Source organism: Streptacidiphilus sp. MAP12-16, from assembly GCF_041262165.1.
Lineage (GTDB): Bacteria > Actinomycetota > Actinomycetes > Streptomycetales > Streptomycetaceae > Streptacidiphilus.
Genome location: NZ_JBGCBY010000023.1, coordinates 109,588 through 132,113, shown reverse-complemented (window position 1 = coordinate 132,113; position 22,526 = coordinate 109,588). Strand labels below are relative to the sequence as shown.

18 protein-coding genes, 1 rRNA gene and 1 pseudogene are annotated in these 22,526 nt (G+C 72.2%); 5 read left to right on the top strand and 15 right to left on the bottom strand.

Annotation, left to right across the window (positions count from 1 at the left end):
- The 3 genes from ABIA33_RS27340 to ahcY form a co-directional block, all read right to left on the bottom strand.
- Nucleotides 1-88: ribosomal RNA gene (locus ABIA33_RS27340) — 16S ribosomal RNA — on the bottom strand; the annotation flags it as partial.
- 519 nt (nt 89-607) lie between these two features.
- A complete protein-coding gene (locus ABIA33_RS27335; RefSeq protein ID WP_370085238.1) occupies nt 608-1,240 on the bottom strand; it encodes a hypothetical protein in 633 nt (210 codons plus the stop codon).
- 102 nt (nt 1,241-1,342) lie between these two features.
- Nucleotides 1,343-2,791 (bottom strand): adenosylhomocysteinase, encoded by a 1,449-nt coding sequence (ahcY, locus tag ABIA33_RS27330; protein ID WP_370085237.1) that lies wholly within the window; start codon nt 2,789-2,791, stop codon nt 1,343-1,345.
- A 685-nt stretch (nt 2,792-3,476) separates the two neighbouring features.
- Here ahcY and ABIA33_RS27325 point away from each other — a divergent pair.
- From ABIA33_RS27325 to ABIA33_RS27315, 3 genes are all read left to right on the top strand, one after another.
- Nucleotides 3,477-4,445: a heavy metal-binding domain-containing protein gene (locus ABIA33_RS27325; RefSeq protein WP_370085236.1), complete on the top strand. Its 969-nt coding sequence runs from the start codon at nt 3,477-3,479 to the stop codon at nt 4,443-4,445.
- A 74-nt stretch (nt 4,446-4,519) separates the two neighbouring features.
- Nucleotides 4,520-5,350: a heavy metal-binding domain-containing protein gene (locus ABIA33_RS27320; RefSeq protein ID WP_370085234.1), complete on the top strand. Its 831-nt coding sequence runs from the start codon at nt 4,520-4,522 to the stop codon at nt 5,348-5,350.
- A 59-nt stretch (nt 5,351-5,409) separates the two neighbouring features.
- Nucleotides 5,410-5,877, top strand: a complete 468-nt coding sequence (locus ABIA33_RS27315) for a hypothetical protein (RefSeq protein ID WP_370085233.1) — start codon at nt 5,410-5,412, stop codon at nt 5,875-5,877.
- A gap of 84 nt (nt 5,878-5,961) precedes the next feature.
- Here the strand turns inward: ABIA33_RS27315 and manA are convergent, their stop codons facing one another.
- The 5 genes from manA to ABIA33_RS27290 all read right to left on the bottom strand — a co-directional run bounded on the left by manA (nt 5,962) and on the right by ABIA33_RS27290 (nt 10,982).
- Nucleotides 5,962-7,224 carry a mannose-6-phosphate isomerase, class I gene (gene manA, locus ABIA33_RS27310; protein WP_370085231.1) on the bottom strand — a complete coding sequence of 421 codons (1,263 nt, stop codon included), beginning with the start codon at nt 7,222-7,224 and terminating at the stop codon, nt 5,962-5,964.
- A 59-nt stretch (nt 7,225-7,283) separates the two neighbouring features.
- Nucleotides 7,284-8,669 carry an SIS domain-containing protein gene (locus ABIA33_RS27305; RefSeq protein WP_370085230.1) on the bottom strand — a complete coding sequence of 462 codons (1,386 nt, stop codon included), beginning with the start codon at nt 8,667-8,669 and terminating at the stop codon, nt 7,284-7,286.
- A 64-nt stretch (nt 8,670-8,733) separates the two neighbouring features.
- Nucleotides 8,734-8,904, bottom strand: coding sequence for a Trm112 family protein (locus ABIA33_RS27300; protein WP_370085229.1), 171 nt, complete (start codon nt 8,902-8,904; stop codon nt 8,734-8,736).
- Nucleotides 8,905-9,072: 168 nt separating this feature from the next.
- Complete coding sequence (locus ABIA33_RS27295) at nt 9,073-10,458, bottom strand: phosphomannomutase/phosphoglucomutase (RefSeq protein ID WP_370085227.1); 1,386 nt, start codon at nt 10,456-10,458, stop codon at nt 9,073-9,075.
- 77 nt (nt 10,459-10,535) lie between these two features.
- Nucleotides 10,536-10,982: a DUF3499 domain-containing protein gene (locus ABIA33_RS27290; RefSeq protein ID WP_370085256.1), complete on the bottom strand. Its 447-nt coding sequence runs from the start codon at nt 10,980-10,982 to the stop codon at nt 10,536-10,538.
- Nucleotides 10,983-11,020: 38 nt separating this feature from the next.
- On the opposite strand from ABIA33_RS27290, the gene ABIA33_RS27285 reads away from it, so the two are divergent.
- Entirely contained in the window at nt 11,021-11,476 is a 456-nt protein-coding gene (locus tag ABIA33_RS27285; RefSeq protein ID WP_370085226.1) for a metallopeptidase family protein, read from the top strand.
- Between the two features lie 73 nt (nt 11,477-11,549).
- Here the strand turns inward: ABIA33_RS27285 and ABIA33_RS27280 are convergent, their stop codons facing one another.
- The 3 genes from ABIA33_RS27280 to ABIA33_RS27270 all read right to left on the bottom strand — a co-directional run bounded on the left by ABIA33_RS27280 (nt 11,550) and on the right by ABIA33_RS27270 (nt 17,616).
- On the bottom strand, nt 11,550-13,040 hold the full coding sequence (locus ABIA33_RS27280) for a DUF5719 family protein (protein ID WP_370085225.1): 1,491 nt from the start codon (nt 13,038-13,040) through the stop codon (nt 11,550-11,552).
- Between the two features lie 3 nt (nt 13,041-13,043).
- Nucleotides 13,044-17,045, bottom strand: a complete 4,002-nt coding sequence (locus ABIA33_RS27275) for a glycosyltransferase (RefSeq protein ID WP_370085224.1) — start codon at nt 17,043-17,045, stop codon at nt 13,044-13,046.
- Between the two features lie 301 nt (nt 17,046-17,346).
- Complete coding sequence (locus ABIA33_RS27270) at nt 17,347-17,616, bottom strand: WhiB family transcriptional regulator (protein WP_030264048.1); 270 nt, start codon at nt 17,614-17,616, stop codon at nt 17,347-17,349.
- A gap of 636 nt (nt 17,617-18,252) precedes the next feature.
- Here ABIA33_RS27270 and ABIA33_RS27265 point away from each other — a divergent pair.
- Nucleotides 18,253-18,822, top strand: a complete 570-nt coding sequence (locus ABIA33_RS27265; RefSeq protein ID WP_370085218.1) for a cysteine dioxygenase family protein — start codon at nt 18,253-18,255, stop codon at nt 18,820-18,822.
- On the opposite strand, the gene ABIA33_RS27260 is transcribed toward ABIA33_RS27265, so the two are convergent.
- From ABIA33_RS27260 to ABIA33_RS27245, 4 genes and pseudogenes are all read right to left on the bottom strand, one after another.
- Nucleotides 18,746-20,272: a hypothetical protein gene (locus ABIA33_RS27260; RefSeq protein WP_370085213.1), complete on the bottom strand. Its 1,527-nt coding sequence runs from the start codon at nt 20,270-20,272 to the stop codon at nt 18,746-18,748. The genes ABIA33_RS27265 and ABIA33_RS27260 overlap by 77 nt on opposite strands.
- A 105-nt stretch (nt 20,273-20,377) precedes the next feature.
- On the bottom strand, nt 20,378-21,061 hold the full coding sequence (locus ABIA33_RS27255) for a methyltransferase domain-containing protein (protein ID WP_370085212.1): 684 nt from the start codon (nt 21,059-21,061) through the stop codon (nt 20,378-20,380).
- The gene (locus ABIA33_RS27250) at nt 21,058-21,528 is read right to left on the bottom strand and encodes a DUF2064 domain-containing protein (protein WP_370085254.1); all 471 of its coding nucleotides are present in this window, start codon (nt 21,526-21,528) and stop codon (nt 21,058-21,060) included. Before ABIA33_RS27250 ends, ABIA33_RS27255 begins: the two co-directional genes overlap by 4 nt.
- Before the next feature lie 168 nt (nt 21,529-21,696).
- A pseudogene (locus ABIA33_RS27245) lies at nt 21,697-22,419 on the bottom strand (glycosyltransferase family 2 protein); the annotation flags it as partial.
- Nucleotides 22,420-22,526: the final 107 nt, after the last annotated feature.

Here is a 22,526-nt window from a genome sequence, read left to right as displayed (position 1 = left end):
TCCACCCCGAAGGGCTTCACCGTTCGACTTGCATGTGTTAAGCACGCCGCCAGCGTTCGTCCTGAGCCAGGATCAAACTCTCCGTGAATGATCTCCCGTAATCGGGACAGCACCCGCGTAGAGCGGCACGACGATCAGCGGAATAGCCGACCCCGTGCACTGCGTCCTCGCTAGTGTTTTGTTCTTCAAAGGAACCACGACCACCCACCGATAGTGGATGGACGGGGTATCAACATATCTGGCGTTGACTTTTGGCACGCTGTTGAGTTCTCAAGGAACGGACGCTTCCTTCAGGCGGCTTTCACACCGACCCTCCGGGCGCTTCCTTTCGTTTTCCAGCCTAGCAGATTCGTTTCGTCCCGGTCCAACCGGTCCTTTTCGCTTCTGTTTGCACTGGCGGCGAATTCCTCCGCCGTTGTCAGTAAGCTTATCAGGCTTTCTGACTCCGTTTTCACGGCTCGCACGACCGCAATGTCGAGACAGCATTCATCCGGCATTTCTGCCCGTTTCGTGCTGGATTTCAACGACCTTGGAAGGCGAGATGTCAGAGACTACCCACCGCCTCACGACCTGTCCAGTCGGAGGCAACCGTTTGAACCTACTCGGCCTAGTCGTCCGCGTCAACAGTTCGACTGGGGGGAGTTTCGAGCTGTTCGAGCTCGATCCCCGGGGCTGCCAGGACGACGTCTCCGGCCAGGTGGACCAGGCCCTCTTCGCCTGTGGCGAGGTCGGCGACCCGGTAGCGCTCGACGCTCAGGAGTCCGTTGTCAGTGGGGTGTGATTCGATCCCGTCGAGGGTCCAGCCCTGGTCGAACGTGCGCGGCGCGAGGACTGGCTCGGTGAGGGCGACGACGCGGAGGCGAGCGGAGCCGCCGGGGCTCAGGCCCAGGAGGCGTGCGGTCGCGACCAGAAACGCCGGCGAGCGTCCGGTGAACGCGTGGGCCCGGTCGTTGCCCTCGCGGGTGTGCATGCCGTCCACATCGTCGCGGTGACTGCGTACCCAGCTGAGCCCGTCCAGGAGGCCGCCCCGGACCTGCCAGCCATGGGCCCGGAGTTCAAGGCGGATCGGGCGGCTGCGTGCGTCCAGCGTGAGATCGACCGAGCCGTCGGCTGTTCCGTCGACGGAGAAGGTCTGCGCGGTGTAGCGCCAGCCGGAGGGGCCGGGGGCGCAACTGAAGCGTTCCTCGCCGAGAGGGGTGTCGTCGTGGGTGTCGTAGAACGAGTAGCGGCCGCTGGGCATGATCCGACTCTATGGCCAGGTACCGCAGAACGGCCGAGTGGCCGACGCCCAGGGGCGTCGGCCACTCGCGGTGTTCCCGCTGTTCCCGCAGGGCGGGACGGATCAGTAGCGGTACTGCTCCGGCTTGTACGGGCCCTCGACCGGGACGCCGATGTAGTCGGCCTGCTCGGCGGTGAGGGTGGTGAGCTTCACGCCGAGCGCGTCCAGGTGCAGTCGGGCCACCTTCTCGTCCAGGTGCTTCGGCAGCACGTAGACGCCGACCGGGTACTCCTCGGTCTTGGTGAAGAGCTCGATCTGCGCGATGGTCTGGTTCGCAAAGGAGTTGGACATCACGAACGAGGGGTGACCGGTCGCGTTGCCGAGGTTCAGCAGGCGGCCCTCGGACAGCAGGATGATGGTGTGGCCGTCCGCGAAGCGCCACTCGTGAACCTGGGGCTTGACCTCGGTCCGGACGACGCCGGGGAGCTTGCTCAGGCCCGCGATGTCGATCTCGTTGTCGAAGTGGCCGATGTTGCCGACGATGGCCTGGTGCTTCATCTTCTCCATGTGGCCGGCAAGGATGATGTCCTTGTTGCCGGTGGTGGTGATGAAGATGTCGGCGATGCCGACGACCTCTTCGAGCGTGGTGACCTGGTAGCCGTCCATGGCTGCCTGGAGGGCGCAGATCGGGTCGATCTCGGTGACGATGACGCGGGCACCCTGACCGCGCAGGGACTCGGCGCAGCCCTTGCCGACGTCGCCGTAGCCGCAGACCACGGCGACCTTGCCGCCGATGAGGACATCGGTGGCGCGGTTGATGCCGTCGATCAGCGAGTGGCGGCAGCCGTACTTGTTGTCGAACTTGGACTTGGTGACGGCGTCGTTGACGTTGATGGCCGGGAACAGCAGGCTGCCGTCACGGAACATCTCGTACAGGCGGTGGACGCCGGTGGTGGTCTCCTCGGTGACGCCCTTGATCGCGGCGGCGGCCTCGGTCCACTTGCTCTTGCTCTCGGCCAGGCTGCGGTTGAGGAGTTCCAGGACGATCCGGAACTCCTCGTTGTCGGCGGTCGAGGGGTCCGGCGCGACGCCGGCCTTCTCGAACTCGACACCCTTGTGGATGAGCATCGTCGCGTCGCCGCCGTCATCGAGGATCATGTTCGGGCCGACCTCGCCGGGCCAGGTGAGCGCCTGCTCGGTGCACCACCAGTACTCGGTCAGCGTCTCGCCCTTCCAGGCGAAGACGGGAACGCCCTGCGGGTTCTCCGGCGTGCCCTCGGGGCCGACCGCGATCGCGGCGGCGGCGTGGTCCTGGGTGGAGAAGATGTTGCAGGAACACCAGCGGACGTCCGCGCCCAGCGCGGTCAGCGTCTCGATGAGCACGGCGGTCTGGATGGTCATGTGGAGCGAGCCGGTGATCCGGGCGCCGGCCAGCGGCTGCGACGCCGCGAACTCCTTGCGGATGGACATCAGGCCGGGCATCTCGTGCTCGGCCAGCTGGATCTCCTTGCGGCCGAACGCGGCCAGGGAGAGGTCGGCGACCTTGAAATCACCGGTGGGAGTTACGGACATGCTTGGTCTCCATCGCTATCGCTACGAGGCGCCGGGGACTCCGGCGGGGGCTCGGGCAGGATCGGGCCGCGGGTACGCCGAACGGCGCTGACGGCGCGCAGATTTCGCGTGCGTCCGCGGTGTCGTACCTGGTGCGGCCCAGTGCGTCGGAGGCCCTCTCTCCCTCGGCACGCCCGGCCGGCCTGCCGCGCGGAGGCGGCTGTGTCGTCCGAGCCCACCGACCGCCATCAGCAGCGACGTCTGGCTCTGGGACGAATCTACACCGCCGAGCCGGTCGGCCACTCGCTCCAGGCTTTATCCGGCCGCGCGCCAGTGCGGGTGTCGGGTCGACTCGCGGCTGCCGGGGCTGTGTGATGGAACCAGGAAGACAGGCGTACATTCCGATGCGCGCGGTCGAATCTTCGTCCTAGGGTGCAGAGCTAAGACCGACCGGCAAATGGAGGGCGGAAGAAGGAGCGGGTCGAGGGCCGAGTCCAGGCGGTGCCGACGAAGGAGCCATGGCGGAGCCCTGGCGACTGAGGAGAAGCCGTCTGGGCGAGAGCCATCGGCCCGCGACGCCGCCCTCCATTTGCCGGTCGGTCTAAGGTGCAGAGAGCGATCCTCCACTGATCCGCAGGACGGGAATAGGGGACAGATGTCGGTGCCATGGAGCGGCAGCGGGTTGCCACCGGCTGCCGCGGAGCGAATGGCCGAGGTCCGCGCGAGCGGCACGTGGACGTCCGCACTGTCGACCAGCGAGTTCGCAGCGATCCGCTCGGTCGGTTTTGAGCCGGTAGGCCAGGTGATGGGATCTGCGGTCTACCACGTGGGGCGGAGCGGCCGGTACTGGGGTTACCACGACTGCCTCTTTCCGGGGGCGGGCTACGGCTTCAGCTTCGGCAACGTCGGAAACGCGCCGATCGCCGTGTCCGGCCGTGGGGCTCCCTCCGCCGCGCTGGTGGAGGTCTTCAACAAGGCGCGGCGTACCGCGCTGGACCGGATGACCGCCGAGTGCAGTGCGCTGGGTGGCGACGGGGTGGTGGCCGCCGAACTGACGATGGCCCCGTTCATCGCGCAACCGAACTGCCTGGAGTTCAAGGTCATCGGAACGGCGGTCCGGGCGCAGGGGCCGGTTCGCCCCAAGCATCCGTTCACCTCGCATCTGGACGGGCAGGGCTTCGCGAAGCTGCTCGCCTCCGGCTGGGTGCCGGTGGAACTGCTGGTCGGCATGTCCATCGGTGTGCGGCACGACGACTACCGGACCCAGTCGCAGACGTACTCGTGGCAGAACGTCGAGGTCAACGGGTGGAGCGAGCTCGTCCACGAGATCCGTTCCGACGCGCGGCGGCAACTGCAGCTGCAGGGGGCGGGACAGGGCGGCGACGCGGTCATCATGGCCAGCAGTGAGCTGCGGGTGTGGCGGGAGTCCTGCATGCGGGCCCGCAACCGCAACAACTCGGAGCAGGAGGACCATGTGGCGGAGTCGACGATGGTCGGCACCACCATCGCCCGGTTCCGCGCCCGGCAGGAGCCGCCGCGGACGCTGTCGGTGATGCCGCTCGGCGACCGCGGCGAGCTCTTGCGCCGCCGGCTGGCCGCAGTGGCGTCCAGCCCGTACGGGGACCGCTCGGAGTACCGGCGTCTGGAGCAGGAACTGAGTGAGCTGGGCGGCTGAGTCCGCAGCGTTTCATGTCCCAAGTGCTTTCCGATCTGCTTTCCGAACTGCGTGGCGTGATGAGGGGTAGCGAGATGACGAACACGGAACCGAGCGCTCAGGGCGTTCCGGCGGACGCGATGCGGCGTCTGGCCGAGTTGGAGCCGGGCAAGCCCGGTTCGATCTTCACCAGCGATCTGTCGGTCAACGAGTTCCTGCTGGTGCGCGAGGCGGGCTTCAAGCCGATCGGCCTGGTGCTCGGCAGCTCGATCTACCACGTGGGGATCCAGATCGGCCGCTGGGGCAAGAACCAGGAGCTGGAGACCCTCAGCCAGGCGATGTACCACGCGCGGGAGTTGGCGATGACGCGGATGGAGGCCGAGGCCGCCGCGCTGGGGGCGGACGGCATCGTCGGCGTGCGGCTGACGGTCGAGGCGCGCGAATTCGGCAACGACGTGGCCGAGTTCATCGCCATCGGCACCGCCGTCAAGGCCGACAACCCGCCTCCGGGGGGCGGCAGCTGGCGCAACAACAAGGGCCAGCCGTTCACCTCGGATCTGTCCGGGCAGGACTTCTGGACCCTGATCCGGGCCGGCTACGCGCCGCTGGGCATGGTGATGGGTACCTGCGTCTACCACATCGCCCACCAGAAGATGGGCGCGGTGTTCTCCAACCTGGGCAAGAACGTCGAGATCGAACAGTTCACCCAGGCGCTCTACGACGCGCGCGAGCTGGCGATGGCGCGGATGCAGTCCGAGGCGGAGGCGCTGCACGCCGAGGGCGTGGTCGGGGTGCAGCTGAACGCCCACAACCACCGCTGGGGCGGCCACACGACCGAGTTCTTCTCCATCGGTACGGCGGTCCGGCCGCTGCGGGCCGACCACGAGATCGAGCGGCCGACGATGGTGCTGAGCCTCGACGGGTGAAAAGCTCTAGCCTTGGTCCGGTTGTATACGTTGAGTGCAGTTGAGCGCAGGGGCTGACGATGAGCGAGCAGGATCCGTTGCCGGCGCGGCCGGAGGACGTGAACGGTGCGGTCGAGGGCGAGGTGGGGGACCAGGGCACGTCGATCGACATGCTCGCCGCCGCGCTGCGCCAGGACTCGGCGGACCTGGAGATCTACGTCAAGGTGCTGACGGACTCGCTGGCCGACGCGCTGCCGGTGGGGTCGGTGGCCTTCGAACGCAAGCGGACCGTGAGCGACCGGCTGTCCGGGCGTGAGGGAAAGGTCGAGAAGCTCGAGGTCTCGCTGGACGACCGGCGCCTGATCCTCACGGTCGCGCACGGTCGGCCGCAGGGTGAGGTGGCCACAGTGGTGCGCGGGGTTGTGCTGTCGCGCAAGCCGGTGGCCCTGGACGAGTGGGTCAGGGAGCTGGCGACAGCGGTGGCGCTGCGGGCCCAGTCCGATGCCAGGGCCCGTGCCGCTCTGCAGAAGCTGGTGCTCGGCGGCTGAGGCCGCCTGTGACGCCGCTGCCTCACTCGACCGAGTGACGTCTGCCGCGCGTTCCGGCCACGGTGCCGGAACGCGGGGCTTCTGTCAGAGCGACACGGTGGCGCGGAAGAGCGTGGCGGCGGACCCGTCTCCGGCTGCACTGCTGACCAGCAGGTCGGCGTCGGCGGCGGAGACGAAGGCAGATTCGCCGCGGGCGAGCGTCAGTGATCCCCCGCCGGCGTCGGTGAGGACCACCGACCCCTCGGTGCAGAGCAGGATCTGCGGGACCGTGGCGGGGATGCGGCGGGCCCCGGTCGCCGGACCGCCGAGGGTGTAGCGGGAGAGTCGGAACTCGTCGATGGGCGTGGGGTAGAGCTCCTCGCCGTCGGAGCCGGGGACCGGGACGGGGCGAAGGATCGCGGGGTCCGCGCTGCGGAAGTCGACGATACGGAGCAGCTCGGGAACGTCCACGTGCTTGGTGGTCAGGCCGCTCCGCACCACGTTGTCCGAGTTCGCCAGGATCTCCACGCCGAGACCGCTGAGATAGGCGTGCGGGACGCCTGCCCCCAGATAGAGGGCCTCGCCGGGCTGGAGCCGGACGTGGTTGAGGAGCAGGGCGGCGATCACTCCCGGGTCGTCCGGGAAGGCCCGGGCAAGACCCGCGTAGGAGCTCAGCGAGGAGATCAGCCCGGCCGGAAGGCCGGAGTACGCGGCGGGGTCGTCCTTCGCCGCGACGGCCGCCCGTCCTAGGGCCGCGGCCGTCGCCGGCACCGTCTCCGCAACGCTCGCGGGCGCTGCGGTCAGGACGGCGGTCAGCACCTCGCGGAGCGCCTCGCCCTCGGGCTTCGTCCGCAGGGTATCGATGAGCGGAGTGAGTGCGGGCACCGCGAGGGATTCGAGGAGCAGCACGGTGTCGGCCGGGCGACGGAATCCGCAGAGCCCGACGAAGTCGTCCAGGGCGCAGATGAGTTCGGGCTTGTGGTTGGCGTCCCTGTAGTTGCGGTGCGCCGCGTCGATGGGGACGCCCCGGGACTCCTCCTCGGCGAATCCGGTGCGGGCCTGGTCGAGATCGGGGTGCACCTGGAGGGACAGCGGCTCGCCTGCGGCGAGGATCTTGAGCAGGAAGGGCAGCGAGGGGCCGAACCGCCCGACGGCGGCGGCTCCGAGTTCGCCCTCGGGGTCCGCGTCGATCACCGCGTCGAGGGGCTGAGGGCCCTGTCCGCGGTCGATGACGGAAGGCGCACCCGGGTGTGCACCCATCCAGAGCTCTGCCTGCGGCTCGCCCGTGGGCGGCGTGCCGAGCAGTGCGGGCAGCGCCGTCCGGGAACCCCAGGCGTAGGGGCGGATGGTGTTGGTCAGGCGGTCCACGGCACAGGTCCTGATCTGAACTGGTCGGACTATTACTCCGAACGAAGCGGGCGCATACGTCAGCGGATGCGGTGGTCGGTGGGGTCAGTGGGGTCGGTGGGGTCGGTGGGGTCAGTGGGGTCAGTGGCATCGGGGACGTCGGTGGGGTCAGTGGCATCGGGGGAGCCGGCCCCGGCCGAGGCGAGGCCGAGATAGACGGCGGCGAAGTCGGTCAGCGCGACGAGTTCGGCGAGGGCTTCGAGAGCGTCCGCGCGGCTCGAGCTGAGCTCGCTGAGGGACACCTCGTGGTCGTCGGCGAGGCGCTGGGCGCGGGCCAGGGTGTGGCGCGACACCGAGGGGACCGCCGCGTCCGGTGCGGCAGCGCGCCGCTCCCCGCGCGTCTCGTCGTCGGCGCGGTCCGGCTGCGGGACGTCCGAATGCGCGCCGTTCGAATGCGCGGCGTCCGGCTGCGAGGTGCGCCGGAGGAGCAGCACCTTGAGCTGAAGGCCGTCGGTCTCCTCGGTGCGGTCGCGGAAGAAGTCGTCGGCGGACGGGCCCGCCGCGAGCTGCCCTTCGAGCAGCCCGCGCTGCGTGGTGAGGGCCTCGGGCAGCATGCCGGAGAGCGCGGGGCGGCCTGCCTGATCGGCGAGCATGCCGGTGAACCGGAGGGCTGCCGCGGCGGTGCACGGACCGTCGCTCCAGATCAGCGGCAGTACGCCGTCGAGTTGGACGGCGAGGGTCTTGGCCGGGTTGCCGTAGGTGTCGGCGCCGGGGCGGCAGCGCACGGCCACCTTGTCCAGCCGGTCGGCGACGGCCTGGAGCGAGGCGGGAGGAGCGGCCGCCAGGCCGATCCGGTCGGCGAGGGCGAGCGCCGGTGCCAGCAGTGCCCAGAGCGCCGAGGGTGCGTCGCGGGGCAGGTCACCGTCGCGGTTCGCGCGGTCTCCGGGCGCGGCTGCGGACGGCACATAGGGCAGGGGGAGACCCCTGGTCTGCACGGCGGCCTCGGCCAGGGGCGTGTCCGCCGGGGCGACCACGACCACGGCGCAGCCCCGTACATACGCCTGCTGGATGAGGGAGGTGAGGCCGGGCTCGGTCCCGCTGATCGAGAGGACGAACAGCAGATCGGATGGGCCGGTCCAGCCGGGGAGGGACCAGATCAGGCCGGCGCCGAAACCGGTGGTGCGGGTGGCCGACTCGTCCGAGGTCGTCGGGCGGAGCACCGTGACCGGGCAGCTTCCGCCGACCAGGGCCGCGAGCAGGTCCCCGGCGAGTGCGGCGGCGCCGTGTCCGGCGACGAAGGCGGCGCGGGGCCGGCCCTCCGGCTGGAGCCGGTCGAGCCCGGCCTCCCACGCGAGGCGTACGGCGGTGCGCACGGTGGCTCCGGCCGAGGCGAGGTCGAGCAGCACTCCCGAGGTGTCGGCGCGTGCCAGCACCTCGGGGTCGTCCAGTACCCACTCCTCGATCATGTGGTGGCCTCCCGGGCTCTGTCCGGCTGGGGGACTCATGCGGGGCGGGGTCAGGCAGGACCGGTCAGGCGGGGCGTCGGGCCTCGTCGATGAGAAGCACCGGGATGCCGTCCCGCACGGGGTAGGCCAGACCGCAGTCGGACGAGGTGCAGACGAGCTCGTCGGCCGTCTCGCGCAGCGGTGCGTGGCACTGCGGGCAGGCGAAGATCTCCAGCAGGGCGGGGTCGATGCTCATGACCGGTGTGCTCCGAGGGGGTGGGGGACGGACGGCGGGTCTCGATGGCGCGGCGGGACGACGGTGGGCGGGACGCGGATACGTCCTCGGGACGCTACCGTACCGCCGTCCCGTCCGGGTTCGGACGGACGGGAGGGGGCTTCGACGGCCGGAAGCGGGTGGGCGGGGTCAGCCCCGGACCAGGGCGAGGACCTCGTCGCGGACCTTGGCCATGGTGGCCTCGTCCCGGGCCTCGACGTTGAGCCGGAGCAGCGGCTCGGTGTTGGAGGCGCGGAGGTTGAACCACCAGTCCCGGTTGGTGACGGTCAACCCGTCGAGCTCGTCGAAGGTGACTCCGGGAACGTCCGCGTAGGCGGCGCGGACTGCGGCGCCGCGCGCCGCCTGGTCGTCGACAGTGCTGTTGATCTCGCCGGACGCGGCGTAGCGGTCGTACTCGGCCACGAGCGCGGACAGCGTGCCGTCCTGGGCGCCGAGCGCGGCGAGGACGTGCATCGCGGCGAGCATGCCGGTGTCCGCCCGCCAGAAGTCGCGGAAGTAGTAGTGCGCGGAGTGCTCCCCGCCGAAGACCGCGCCGGTGCGGGCCATCTCCTGCTTGATGAAGGAGTGCCCGACGCGGGTGCGGACGACCTTGCCGCCGTGCTCGCGGACGACCTCGGGGACGGTCCAGGAGGTGATCAGGTTGTGGATGATCGTCGGCTCCTCCTCGCCGCCCGCCTTGGCCCGCGCCAGCTCGCGGACCGCGACCAGGGCGGTGATGGCGGACGGGGAGACCGGCTCGCCGCGCTCGTCGACGACGAAGCAGCGGTCGGCGTCGCCGTCGAAGGCCAGGCCGATGTCCGCGCCGACCTCGCGGACCTTGGCCTGCAGGTCGACCAGGTTCTTCGGATCGAGCGGGTTGGCCTCGTGGTTGGGGAAGGTGCCGTCGAGCTCGAAGTACATCGGGACGATGTCCAGCGGCAGGCCGCCGAGGACGGTCGGCACGGTGTGTCCGCCCATCCCGTTGCCCGCGTCGACGGCGACCTTCAGCGGGCGGATGCCGGAGAGGTCGACCAGGCCGCGCAGGTGGTCGGAGTAGGGCTGCAGCTCGTCCTGTTGGGTGATCCGACCGGTGGGGGCGTCCGAGCCGGGAACGGTGACCGTGCCGTCCTCGGCGGTCCAGGACTCCACCAGCTCGCGGATCTCCGTGAGACCGGTGTCCTCGCCGACCGGGGAGGCCCCGGCGCGGCACATCTTGATGCCGTTGTACTGGGCCGGGTTGTGGCTCGCGGTGAACATCGCGCCGGGCAGGTCGAGCTTGCCGCTGGCGAAGTACAGCTGGTCGGTCGAGCAGAGGCCGATCTCCACGACGTCAGCGCCCTGGGCGGCCGCGCCCTCGGCGAAGGCCCGCGACAGGCCGGGCGACGAGGGCCGCATGTCGTGCCCGGTGACGATCGAGGTCGCGTCGGTGATCCGGACGAAGGCGGCGCCGAAGGCGCGGGAGAGCGCCTCGTCCCACTGCTCGGGGACTACGCCGCGCACGTCGTACGCCTTCACGATCTGCTTGAGGTCACGCACTCGGGATCTCCGCCATTCTGGTCCGCGGTCACAGCTGGTACGCCGAAGATTACCGGCTACGTGTGAACGCGATGCGCCTACTGCGCGTCGGGTGAGCGCAGCACCCGCAGGTGCCCGCGCCGGCCGACCTCGGTGGGGTCGGCCGGGCTGCCGCCGTCCTGGCGCCGGGCCGGCGGCCGGGCGGCCTCGCGGACCGCGTTGGCCAGGGCTTCGAGGTCGTCGCCGGTGGGGCGGATCGGCCCGGAGTCGACCGTGAGCCGGACGACCTCCCACCCCCGGGGGGCGGTCAACCGCTCGGAGTGCTCGGCGCAGAGGTCGTAGCAGTGGGGTTCGGCATAGGTGGCGAGCGGGCCGAGAACCGCGGTCGAGTCCGCGTAGACGTACGTCAGCGTCGCGACTGCGGGACGACCGCACGCGGTGCGCGAACAGCGACGTACAGGGCTCACGACGATGGACGGTACCGCACTCGTGACCGGGCCGCGACGACCCTCCCCCCGTGTCGCCCCGCGGAGGCCCGGCCGAATGGACCGGGAACGTACCAAACGTCAGTAGTCTTGCCCGGATGGACAGACCAGCCGCCCCCGACAGCCGTCCCCGCCGACGTGACCGCCACGGCCGGGGACTGCGCGGCCCCCTGGCACCGCCGCAGGTGCCGATGTCGCTCAGCCGTTCCGAGCTCTTCGACGACTACGTGCGGGAGTCCGTGGAACGGCTCGAACGGCGCTGGCCGCAGCTGGGCGAGGTGGAGTTCGCGGTCCAGGACGTGCCGGGGCCCCTGCCGGGCGAACCCGAGCCCGACCTCGACGACGTGCGCGCGGACGACGTGCCGCTGGGCCGGCTGCTGCCCGCCGAGCAGGGCAGGCCCAACCGGATCGTGGTCTACCGGCGTCCGGTGGAGACCCGCGCGAAGGGCCGGGACGAGCGCGCCGCGCTCGTCCACGAGATCGTCGTGGAGCAGGTCGCGGAGTTGCTCGGGGTCGACCCGGACGCGGTCGACCCCTCCCCCGACGCGGACTGAAGCCCTGCGGGCGATCGTTCTGGGCACCAGGTGTTCAGGGCATCAGCTCAGGGCATCAGCTCAGGGCATCAGCTCAGGGCATCAGGATCGAGTCGTCCTGGACCGCGTGCGGGATCTGCACCGTGCTGTGGTCGTCCGCGAGCGGCTGAAGCGTGAACACCGGCACCGAGGCGTCGTCGTGCCCGATCTGGCGGGCCCCGTAGACCGCGCCGCCCGACACCGGCTCCACGGTCACCGCGAAGGTGCCGCCTGCTGGCGCCTTCGGCGTCACCGACACCGTCGCCCCGGCGGGAATCTGCACGTTCTGCACGGCGGGCGTGCCACCGTCGCCGATCGAGCTGACCTTCACCACCGCCGCCGCGTCCGTCGCGCTGAGCAGCAGCGTGGTGTCGCCGCCGCTGCTCCCCGCCGCCGTGGCCCGCTGCCCGACGGGCCCGCCGCCGGCGATGTAGCCGGTGTCCGTGCCGCCCTTGCCGCCCCGTACCACCTGGATTCCGGCGATGACGGGGGCCGGCTGGGTCGGATCCGTGGGGGTGAGCCGCATGGCCGCCGGCTGTCCCCTGGTGATGTTGCCCAGGTCGACGGCGGTGACCATGCCCGCCTTGACGTGCACGGTCTCATGTCCGGCCGGGGTGATCCAGCCGCTCTGCGAGGCCAACTGGACCTTGAGGTCGGCGTCCAGGGTGCCCGGGGCGGCCAGGACCAGTGTGGCGTCGGTGAGATCGCCAGGCAGCCCGGCGATGACCTGGGCGGCGGCGGCCGAGGTGGCCGGCAGCCAGTCCGCCCCCTTGGAGCCGCTGTCGGCGTGCAGGGCGGCCGCGACCCGGCCGCTGCGCACGATCACGTGAACGGACAGGAAGGCGTTGTCGTTGCCCGGGCTCAGCAGGGTCGACAGCAGCAGCGACGTGGTGCCGCCCGCCGGGACGTTGATGTTGGATGCCTGCGTGTTCTCCGCCTCGCCGCCGGGGCCGAAGATCTGGATGTCCACGTCGGCGCCGGTGGCCTCGGCGTTGGTCAGTTCGAGGTAGTCCGAGCTGCCCTTGTTGGAATCAGCCCCGGCGAACCAGAATTCGGTGCCGGGTGAGGTGCAGGCGGTTCCGGACAGGGTGTGCCCGGGACCGGCGGTGGTCTGCTGCACGGTGTAGCCGGGAGCGGTCGCCCCGTCCGCGGTGGCGAGCAGCGCCGCGGCCTTGTCGCCGGTGGCCGCCTTGGCGGTGCTGCCGCCGCCGACCTGGGTCTGCTTGGCCAGCACGGAGCCGCCGCCCGCGGTGAGCGGGCCGAGGGACGCCGTGCCGGGGTTCGAACCGGCACCCGCGGCGGCGCTGACCGAACCCGAACCGGTGCCGGACGCCGGTACCCCGGGTACGGCGAGGCTGTAGCCGGTACTGCCGTTGAGGCCCTGCAGCGGCGGCGGGCAGACCAGGGTGCTGTGCTGGACCGAGGTGAGCACGGTCGCGCCCGCGACGGCGGCCTGCCCGGTCGGCGGGTGGACCTCGGCGATGCCCACGGCGAGCGCGAGTACGCCGACGGCGCCGAGCAGGGACTGCGTGGTGCGGCTGATCATGCCTCAGCTCCCGGCTTCGTCGTGGTGCGGGCGGCGAGTGTCCCGTGTGGGCTCCGGTGACGGCGCCTGAAGCCAGGGATCGTCGGGCGGCAGCGAGCCGTACACCCCGGAGTCGTGCGGGTCCGCCCCCTGGCCGGGGGCGGGCGCGCCGCCGGACCAGCTGTAGCCCTCGGCGGCGTAGGGCTGGGCGGCGTGGTGGGACGGAACGCCCGGCCCGCCCTCCGGCTGCTGCGGCGCGTACTCCTGCGGGGCGTACTGCTGTTCGCCGTACGGCTGCTGGGCGTAGCCCTGCTCGCTGTAGTAGGGCTGGTCGGGGTAGGGCTGGACGCCGTAGGGCTGCTCCGGGTACCCCTGCTCGGCGGCGTACGGCTGCTGCTCGTACGGCTGTTGCTCGTACGGCTGGGCCTGGTACGGCTGTGGGGGGCTGTAGGGCTCCGGTGCGGCGTACTGGTCCCAGCCGTAGGGCTGGTCCGGCTGCTGGGACTGCGCCGGCTGCGGCTGCTGCTGCTCCCAGCTCTGCTGTGCCGGGACCGAGGCGTAGACGCCCTGCTGGGCGTCCTGGCCGGACTCCTGGCCGGGCTCCTGCCCGGCTTCCTGCTCCGGCGAGTCCGGCGCGCCCTCGCCCGACGCCGCGAGGCGCCGTGCGCGTCGGGAACCGGGCAGCGGCGGCTCTCCGGCGAGCTGCTGCTCGACCTCGCCCTCCTCCGGCTGGTCGTCGTCCCTGCGGTCGCGCCGCCCAGGGAGAGCCAGCACCAGCACGACCAGCGCCAGGAAGCCCTGGCCTGCGATCCAGGCGGTGTGGATGGGGCTCTCGTGGTAACTGACCGCCAGCTGCCCGCCTGCTGCGGGCAGTTGGAAGCCCTGCGCCCAGCCGTCGACGGTGGTCGGCGTGAGGGCCTTGCCGTCCAGGGTCGCCTGCCAGGACGCGTCGGCCGGGTCGGCGAGCCGCAGGACGCGTCCGTCGGCTCCGCTCGGAACCGTCGCGGCGACGTCGACCGGCCCGGCGGGCACGGCCACGTCGGCGGTGCCGGGGGTGCGGATCACCGCGCGGGCGACGTTCAGGGTCACCCGCCAGATGCTGGCGCTCTGCTGCTGGTTGAGCCGGGTCAGCCCGGGCGTCGCGTTCAGGGTGGCCGTGAGCTGGGCGCTGACCGGCGCCTGGACCAGCACGAACTGGACGGCGTAGCCCGCGAGTCCGGCCGCCTGGTCGCCGCCCGCGCCGGCGGCGAGGTTGGCGACGAGCGCGTTCAGGTTGGCGGAGGGGCCGGCCGCGTCGACGGTCTCGGCGCTGCCGACGGTGGGTCCGGCGCCCCGGGTGAGCGAGTACGAGACGACCCCGCCGGAGTGGCTGGTGCGCAGCACCAGGGTGCGGACCTGGTCGACGGTCGCGGCCTGCTCGGCGATGAACGCCGGGACGAGTTGGCCGTTGCCGCGCGCCAGCGGGGCGCCCGCTCCGCGGACGATCCACCAGCCCGCCGCAGCAACGGGAGCGAGCCCGGCGGCGACCAGGACGAGTGCGGCGACGGGCTGCCGCCAGCCGAAGTCGATCCCGGCGACGCGCGCGCGGGCCCCGTCGGCCCCGATGGCGGCCGCGGAGAGCAGCGCGATCCCGGCGAGCAGGGTCGCCGGACCGGCCCACGCCGACACGGCCTGCACGCCGGGCCCCGGGGAGACCTGGGTGGTGCCGGTGAGGACCGCGCCAAGGATGCCGAGGGCGGCCGCGCCCCAGGCGGCGACGACCGCGCGGCGGCGGTCCGCGCGCAGCAGTGCGGCGAGTGCGGCGAGGACGATGCCGACGACGAGCAGGCCGGGGACGGTCCCGCTGCCGCCCGGGTCGAGCAGCAGCAGCCCGGTGGGGGTGGCGGTGGGGCCGACCGCACCGGGCACCCCGGCTTCGAGCAGCAGCCGCGCGGGGTGCGTCAGCAGGCTCAGCGACCAGGGGGCGAGGACCAGCAGCGGGGTGCCGACGATGGCCAGGCAGCGCAGGCCCAGGCCGCGCAGCGCGCCCGCGCCGCTGCCGAAGGCCCCGCCGCGCACGAAGACGGCGGCCAGCGAGCCGACCGCGAGCAGCAGTCCGAGCACCCAGGTGAGGGGGACGAACGCGGTGGTGAGGGTGAGCAGCAGGGCCGCGACCCAGGCGCTGCGCCAGCCGGGGCGTCCGCCTCGGGCCGCCGTCTCGCGGCGGATGCCGAGGCCGACCGCGACGGCGGCGGCACGGGCCAGCGGCGGCAGCAGTATGGCGAGGACGGCGGTGCCCAGGCGGCCCTGGGCGAGGGCGCCGGTGGCCGCGGGCAGCAGCGCGTAGCCCGCGCTTGCCCAGGCACGGACCAGCCGGGATTCGATCAACGGCCGGGACACCAGGTAGGCGGACACTCCGGCCAGCGGCACGGCCAGGAGCAGCACCAGGCTGATGGCGAGGCCGGGGTTGCCGAGGAACAGACTCGACAGCAGGGCCAGCACGCCGAGGTACGGGGGCGACCCGCCGGCCGAGCCGACGCCGCTGGCCTGCCAGCTCGCGGCGTACTGGTTCCAGAGGTCGGTGGCGCCGCCGGGGGCGGGGAGCAGCGCACCGCCGTACAGCGCGCCGGTGCCGAGCACGCCGCGGCAGGCGACCAGGGTGAGTGCCAGCAGCCCGGCGAAGAGCACCGGCGCGGGCTTGCGGGCGATCCGCTTGAGCTTGGCGAACTGCTCGATCTCCAGGAACTCGGAGTCGTCGTCGACGGGTCCGGACTCGACCGAGCCGTGCCGGCTCGACGCGGCCTCGCTGCCGGTCTTCCCGGCGAACTCGGCGACGAGGTTCTCGACGGCCGCGCGCGCGGTGGCGCCCGGCGCGGGGAACAGGCTGCGGTCGTCGAGGGCGTCGTGACTGCGGGTACGGCTGCGGCGGACGCGTCCGGTGAGAACCCGGCCGAATCGCAGCAGGACGTGCGCCAGCCCGGCGAACTCGTCCATGGCCTGGCCCGGTGTCTTGCCGAGGAGGTAGCCGAGGGCCCGGAGCAGGGTGCTGAGGGTGATCCGCAGCACCAGGTACGGCACCAGCGCCAGCCGGGAGTTGGTGAGCAGCGTGTAGACCGCGCCGGACTTGTCGATGCGGTGCGGCCGGTCGGAGCGGGAGCAGTCGATGGGCCGGCGCTCGCGGCTGGCGGCCTCGGCGTGCCGCAGGATCGCGTCGGGGGCGACGACGGTGCGGTGCCCTGCTGCGGCGACGCGCCAGCAGAGGTCGACGTCGTCGCGCATCAGCGGCAGGAACGGGTCGAAGCCGCCCAGTTCCTCGAAGACGTCGCGGCGGATGAGCATGCCGGCGGTGGAGACGGCGAGGACGGGGCGGACCTGGTCACGCTGACCCTGGTCCTGCTCGCGTCGGTCCAGACCGGTCCAGCGGCGTCCGCTGCGGGCGATGCTGACGCCGACTTCGAGCAGTTGGCGGCGGTCGTACCAGCTGCGCAGCTTGGGGCCGATGACCGCGGCGGACGGGGTGGTCTCGGCGACCTGGAGCAGCTTGCGCAGGGCGTCGGGGTGCGGCTCGCAGTCGTCGTGGAGCAGCCAGAGCCACTCGACGGGTTCGACCGAGCCGCCTGCCTGGAGCTGGTCGGCGGCGAGCTCGTCGTGGTGCCCGAGCGGGTCGCCGAACTGGTCGTGGGTGCCGCTGACCGGGTCGTAGCCGCTGGCGGAGATGACGTAGGGGAGGTCCTGGGCGCGCAGCGGGGAGGTCGCGCGCACGGTCTCGTTGACGGCAGTGCCGAAGCCGGTGCGCCGACCGTACTGGTGCACCGCCTGGGAGCCGAGGGCGTCCGAGAGCAGCCGCAGAGAGTCGTCGGCGGAGCCGGTGTCCGCGGCGAGGACGCGCTGGACCGGACGGTCCTGGCCGAGCAGTCCGTTCAGTGCCTGGGGCAGCCAGCGGGCACCGTCGTGGCTGACCAGGACGGCGGTGACCAGGTGCCTCGGGTAGGCCGGGGGCCGTCCGGGGGCGGGTTGGCCATAGGGAGTCGTCGCTGTTGCAGTCATCGCGGTGGCGGGCCCCGGTTCGCTGGGTGGCAGGGTGTCCGGGCGGCCTGCGGGACACGCTCCGGGCGCCCCACACTAACGGTTGACTACGGGGGCGATGGGAACCGGTGTGGAAATGTGAGAAGCGGGGGCTCTCCGTGCGGTTGTGGGAAGCGGTCATACGGGTGCGACATGCGAGTGCGACATGCGGGTGCGGTCATGACGAAGCCCCGCCCAGGCTGTGGCAGCGGGCGGGGCTCGCGTCAGTACGTGGTTGTCCGCGACGGGGCGGCGTCCATTTCGGACGACGGACGTCCTGATCTCAGACGACGGCCTTCTTGAGGCGGCGGCGCTCACGCTCGGAGAGACCGCCCCAGATGCCGAAGCGCTCGTCGTTGGCCAGGGCGTACTCCAGGCACTCGGAGCGAACCTCGCAGGCAAGGCAGACCTTCTTGGCCTCCCGGGTCGATCCGCCCTTTTCCGGGAAGAAGGACTCGGGATCGGTCTGGGCGCACAAGGCGCGTTCCTGCCAGCCAAGCTCTTCCTCACCGGCGTCCTCGTCGGCGATCATCAACTCAAAGAGCTCGCTCATCAGCGCGCCTCCTACCCCTCTTCAGCGTGCGTCCCCGTGGTGCGGTCGTTGGCCAAAGTGACGAAACGACACGAGTGAAATTACAAGTGCGCAACTCTGGCCGAGTCAAGCGATGCTCTGGTATTGGGCCCGGGATTCACTCCCTGGAACCAAGCGGCCACGATAAGTGTGCATATCCGGACAAACCGGGAGACGTGGTATCCGGCGTCCTCATGCGCCCCACCCGGACGCCCCACCACAAAGGACGGGGCTGCCAGGGGTCCGGTTGCAGCGTGCCCCGAGGAGGGCAGCGCCGGCGCACCGGTGTCGAGCGCGTCGTTCCCGGCGATCTTCAGGTGCAAACCCGAGAGCTGATTTATCCCCTGATCGGGTGATCTATTCCGCATCGTCCGAGCTGAGAGTTGACAGCGGGCAGAGCCGCAGGGTGTCCTTGTCCCTATGTCAGAGCACCGCACGCACCCCGAGAGCCTCGTCGCCGAGCTCCGCCGTGCCGCCAGTGCGCTCTGTTGCCGCTGTAGCTAGGGCCTGACCCCGGTCGGGCCCTGTGGTCGTTCCCGGCTGGTCACCCGCCGGGATTCCGACCGTTCGGGAAGCACCCTCCCCCAGCTCACGGCGCCAGCAAGGACATTCGCTCTCATGTCTTCACCCCTCCCCGACCGGGCCCGGGCCACTCGAACCTGGGCCGACGGGCTCAGCGACGTCAGCATCGCGGGTGACCCGCTCGCCTGGCCCCACCTCGCGCCCCGGCCGCTGGCCCACCCCACCACCGTCGGCGACTTCGCCGCCCTCGCCCGCAGGGTCGCCGCGGACCGCGAGCGCTGGGAGCCGATGGTGCGCTACAACGCGCTCACCCGCTGGTACGGGCAGCTGGAGACCGGGCCCGGCTACGAGGTGTGGCTGCTCAGCTGGCTGCCCGGGCAGGGCAGCGGCCGCCACGACCACGGACGCGCCTCCGGCGTGCTCACCGTCCTGGCCGGCGAGCTGACGGAACGTTCGCTGACCGGGGCCGGGGAGACCGAACGGCGGCTGACGGAGGGCGGGCAGCGGGTCTTCGCGCCCGGCTACGTGCACGAGGTCGTCAACACCTCGCTGGAGCCCGCGGTGAGCCTGCATGTCTACTTCCCCGGACTCACCGAGATGACGCCGTACGGACCGGGCTGGGGACAACCGGCACGGGCCCGGCAGCCGCAGCGCGCGGAGCGCTGACCAGGTCCGCCGTACGCGCCAGCCGTCGCACCGCGATTCCCGCGATCACCAGGCAGAGCGCCCCCGCGTACGCCTGCTGCTGGAGGTCCCGGCCCAGCACGATCATCACCTCGCCGGCGGCCGGGACGGCGAGCCACTCCCAACTCCCCTCCAGCGCGACCAGGGCCACCACCAGCAGCGCGTACCAGGGGTAGCCGGGAGCGGCGAGGAACAACGCGGTGCCGACGACGACCAGTGAACCGCGCCAGGGCGCGTCCGGGTCGCCGTTGCGCAGGACGTGGAACACGGCGGCCAGCAGGACCGCGGCGACCACGGCCGGCAGCAGCCGGCTCGGCAGTCCCAGCAGCGTCAGCAGGCCGAACCGGCTGCCCTGGTCGTAGCCCTCCTCCTGGAGGTAGCCCGGCAGGTAGCCGATCACGCCCAGGCCGGAGGCGAGGACGTAGGGGACGTAGCAGAGCAGGAAGGTGACCCCGGCCACAGCGGGGACCGTGAGATCGCGCAGGCGCGGACGGCGGCCCCGGGCGAGGGCGCCCGACACCGCTCCCGGCAGGGCGAGCACGGGGATCAGCTTGGTCGCTGTCGCCGCACCGAGCAGCACTCCGCCCAGGACCCGGCCCAGTACCCGTCCGTTGCCCGGCCCCCAGCGGGCGCACCCGAGCACGCCCAGCCCACACACCATCAGCAGCGCCCCCAGCGCATCCACATGGGCGTCGTTGACGGCCCAGAGCGCCACTCCCGGGCACCAGCCCCACAGCGCGGCCCGGTGCAGCGGCGCGCGCGTCCGGCGCAGAACCAGCAGCAGCGCGCCCGTGGTCAGGACCGCGACGAGCGCTCCCCCGGCCTGTGCGGTACGCACCCCGTGGCCGCCGGTGAGCCGCCCGGCCTCGTACAGGCCGAGGAACCAGACCTCGGCGACCGGCGGGTAGATGGTGTGCACGGTCGGACGGTTGACGTGCGTGCAGATGCCGCCGGAACGGCGGAGGTCCCAGCCGGTGCAGGAACCGGTGACGGGGAACAGCGCGGGCTCCTGGGCGCGCAGCGCGGCCAGGTGCGGGTCGGTGGGGGCGTAGGCGTAGGGGGAGATCCCCGCGGCCTGGACATGGCCGTCCCACAGGTAGCGGTAGGCGTCGTCGCTGGTCCGGGGCGGGGCGAGGAGGCCGGTGAGGGCGACCGCGAAACTGCCGACGAGGACCAGTGCGGCGGTGCGGCGCGGGGGTACCCGGCGCAGCAGCACGATGGCGAGCGCGAACAGTGCGCCGTCGGCGAGGTACCAGACGTGCAGCGGGACCAGATTGCCCAGGGTGCCGCCGCCGACGAAGGTGTAGGCCAGCGCGGCCACGAGGGCGGCGACGGCGACGGCGCACGGCCAGGTGGCGCGGACGTCGCCGCGCCGGGCGGGCCCCGGGGAGGAGGGGACGGCCCGGCGCGGGGCTCGGAGGGTGGTGGACACCCTGTCACCCTGGCATCGGCAGGGTCGTCGTGGGGCCGATCAGGGGGCCCTGTACGACTTCCGTAAGGAGCGGCCCCGCACTGCCGCACCTGCTCGTATCCGCCCTCATTTCGCCGCTCGTATCCGCCGCAGGGCGAGGAAGTGGCGGCCCCGGGCGCTCCACGAGTCGCTGGGGCCGAGGCCGACGTGTCCGGCGATGCCGACGGTCGCTGCGGCGCCGAGCCTGGCCCAGGGGAAGGACGGCCCGCAGCGGCCCCAGGCGTCCTCGACGGTGACGGTGACCCGCTCGTCCAGCTCGGCCGGTTCGACCTCGACGAGCAACACCCCGCTGGGGGCCAGGAGTTCGGCGGCGCGGCGGAGCAGGGCCTCGGGGTCGCCGCCGATGCCCAGGTTGCCGTCGGCCAGGAGCGCGGTGCCCCAGCGACCCTCGCCGGGGAGCGGGTCGAAGACCGAGCGGCACAGGGCGCTGCCGCCGATGCCCCGGGTGCGGGCGACAGCGGCGTGGGTGATGTCCACGCCGAGAGCCGGCAGCCCGTACGACTGGAGTTCGGCGACGAGGCGGCCCGGGCCGCAGCCGAGGTCGATCGTCGGGACTCCGCGCCGCAGGCAGCGCAGCAGTAGGGTGCGGTCGGCCGAGTCCGGTGGGGCGCACCAGCGTTCGACGTCCAGGGGGTAGCGGTGTCCGTCGGGGCGGCGCAGCCACAGCGGGCCGCGCCCGGTGCGCATGGCCTCGGCGAAGGGGTCGTCCACCCAGGGGGCGCGCTCGGGGGCGAGGATGGCGGTCGTCACCTGGCGGCTCCCGCACGGACGGCTGTGTCGCTGAGGGAACGGGAACTGACGTTCCGCCAGCAGGCGGCGAAGAGACTGTCCGGCGCGAGCGCGGCGACCTCGGCCGCCTCGGCGACGGTGTCGACGTCGGTGAGCATCGGCAGCGTGGCCACCCGCAGGCCGGCCTGGTCGAGGCGCTCACGCAGCACCGCGCCGGTCACCGAGGTGGACATGGGAACGCCGACCAGCAGCCGCCGCGCCAGCTCCGCGCGCGGCCGGGCCAGACCCAGCGCCCAGAAGCCCCCGTCGGAGGCGGGACCGAACCAGGCGTCCACGCCGGACCGCGCCGCCGGGGCGAGCGGCTCGGCGAGCGTGCGCGCGGTCAGCTGCGGGGTGTCCATGCCGACGACCAGCGCCGGCGCGTCGCCCGCTACTGCGGCGAACGCCGCCGCCAGCCGTACGTCGAGACCGCCCCCGCTCTGCGGCACGACCTCCCAGCCCGGCGGCAGCCAGCGCCCTGGAGGGCCGTCCAGGACCAGCACCCGCCGCCCGGCCGGCACCTGGCCCAGCGTGCGCAGGGTGTCCGACAGCGCCGCCTCCGCCAGCTCGGCGGCCTGCCCGGGGGTGCAGGCTGGCGTCAGCCGGGTCTTCACCCGCCCGGGAACCGGGGCCTTGGCCAGCACCAGCAGGGTCGGGGCGGGTGCGGCCAGCAGAAAGCGCATGTCCTGGACCGCCTGCCGGACGCCCCGCAGCGTGCCGGTGACCTTGGACCGCCCGGCCCGGGGGCGGTACGCCACCTCGCGTTCCACGATCCGCATCCCGGCAGCCGCGCCCGCGAGGACCATCTCCAGCGGGTAGCCGGAGCGGCGGTCGCCGAGGCCGAGGCCGAGCAGGCGCTCGCGGCGCGCGACCCGCATCGGTCCCAGGTCGTGCAGCCGGGCGCCGGTACGGGTGCGCAGCCGCCGGGCCAGCTCGGCGTTGGCAAGCCGGGCGTGCAGCGGCCAGGCACCGCGCTCGGTCGGGCGGCGGCGCCCCAGCACCAGGTCGGCCGTGCCGTCCCGGACCAGGGCGACCAGGGCGGGCAGCTCGGCCGGGTCGAGCGAGGCGTCGCAGTCGCAGAAGGCGACGTACTCGGCGGTCGCCGCGAGCAGTCCCGCGTGGCAGGCCGCACCGAAGCCGCGCCGGGGCTCGGGCACCACCAGGGCGCCCAGCTCGCGGGCGAGGTCCGCGGAACCGTCGGTCGAACCGTTGTCCACGACGATGGCGCGACAGCCGTCCGGCATTCGATCGAGCACATAGGGCAGCGCCTCGACCTCGTCGAGGCAGGGCAGCACGACATCCACGCGATTCACCGCGTGCGGTGCATGAGGATTCGTCATGGCGCTCAAGGTACGAGCGGAAAGGTGGACAAATGCCCCAAGGGCTCCTTACGGAAGTCCTACGGGGTATCGCCGGAACAGATCCTCCCAGGCTGCGGCCTTCTACT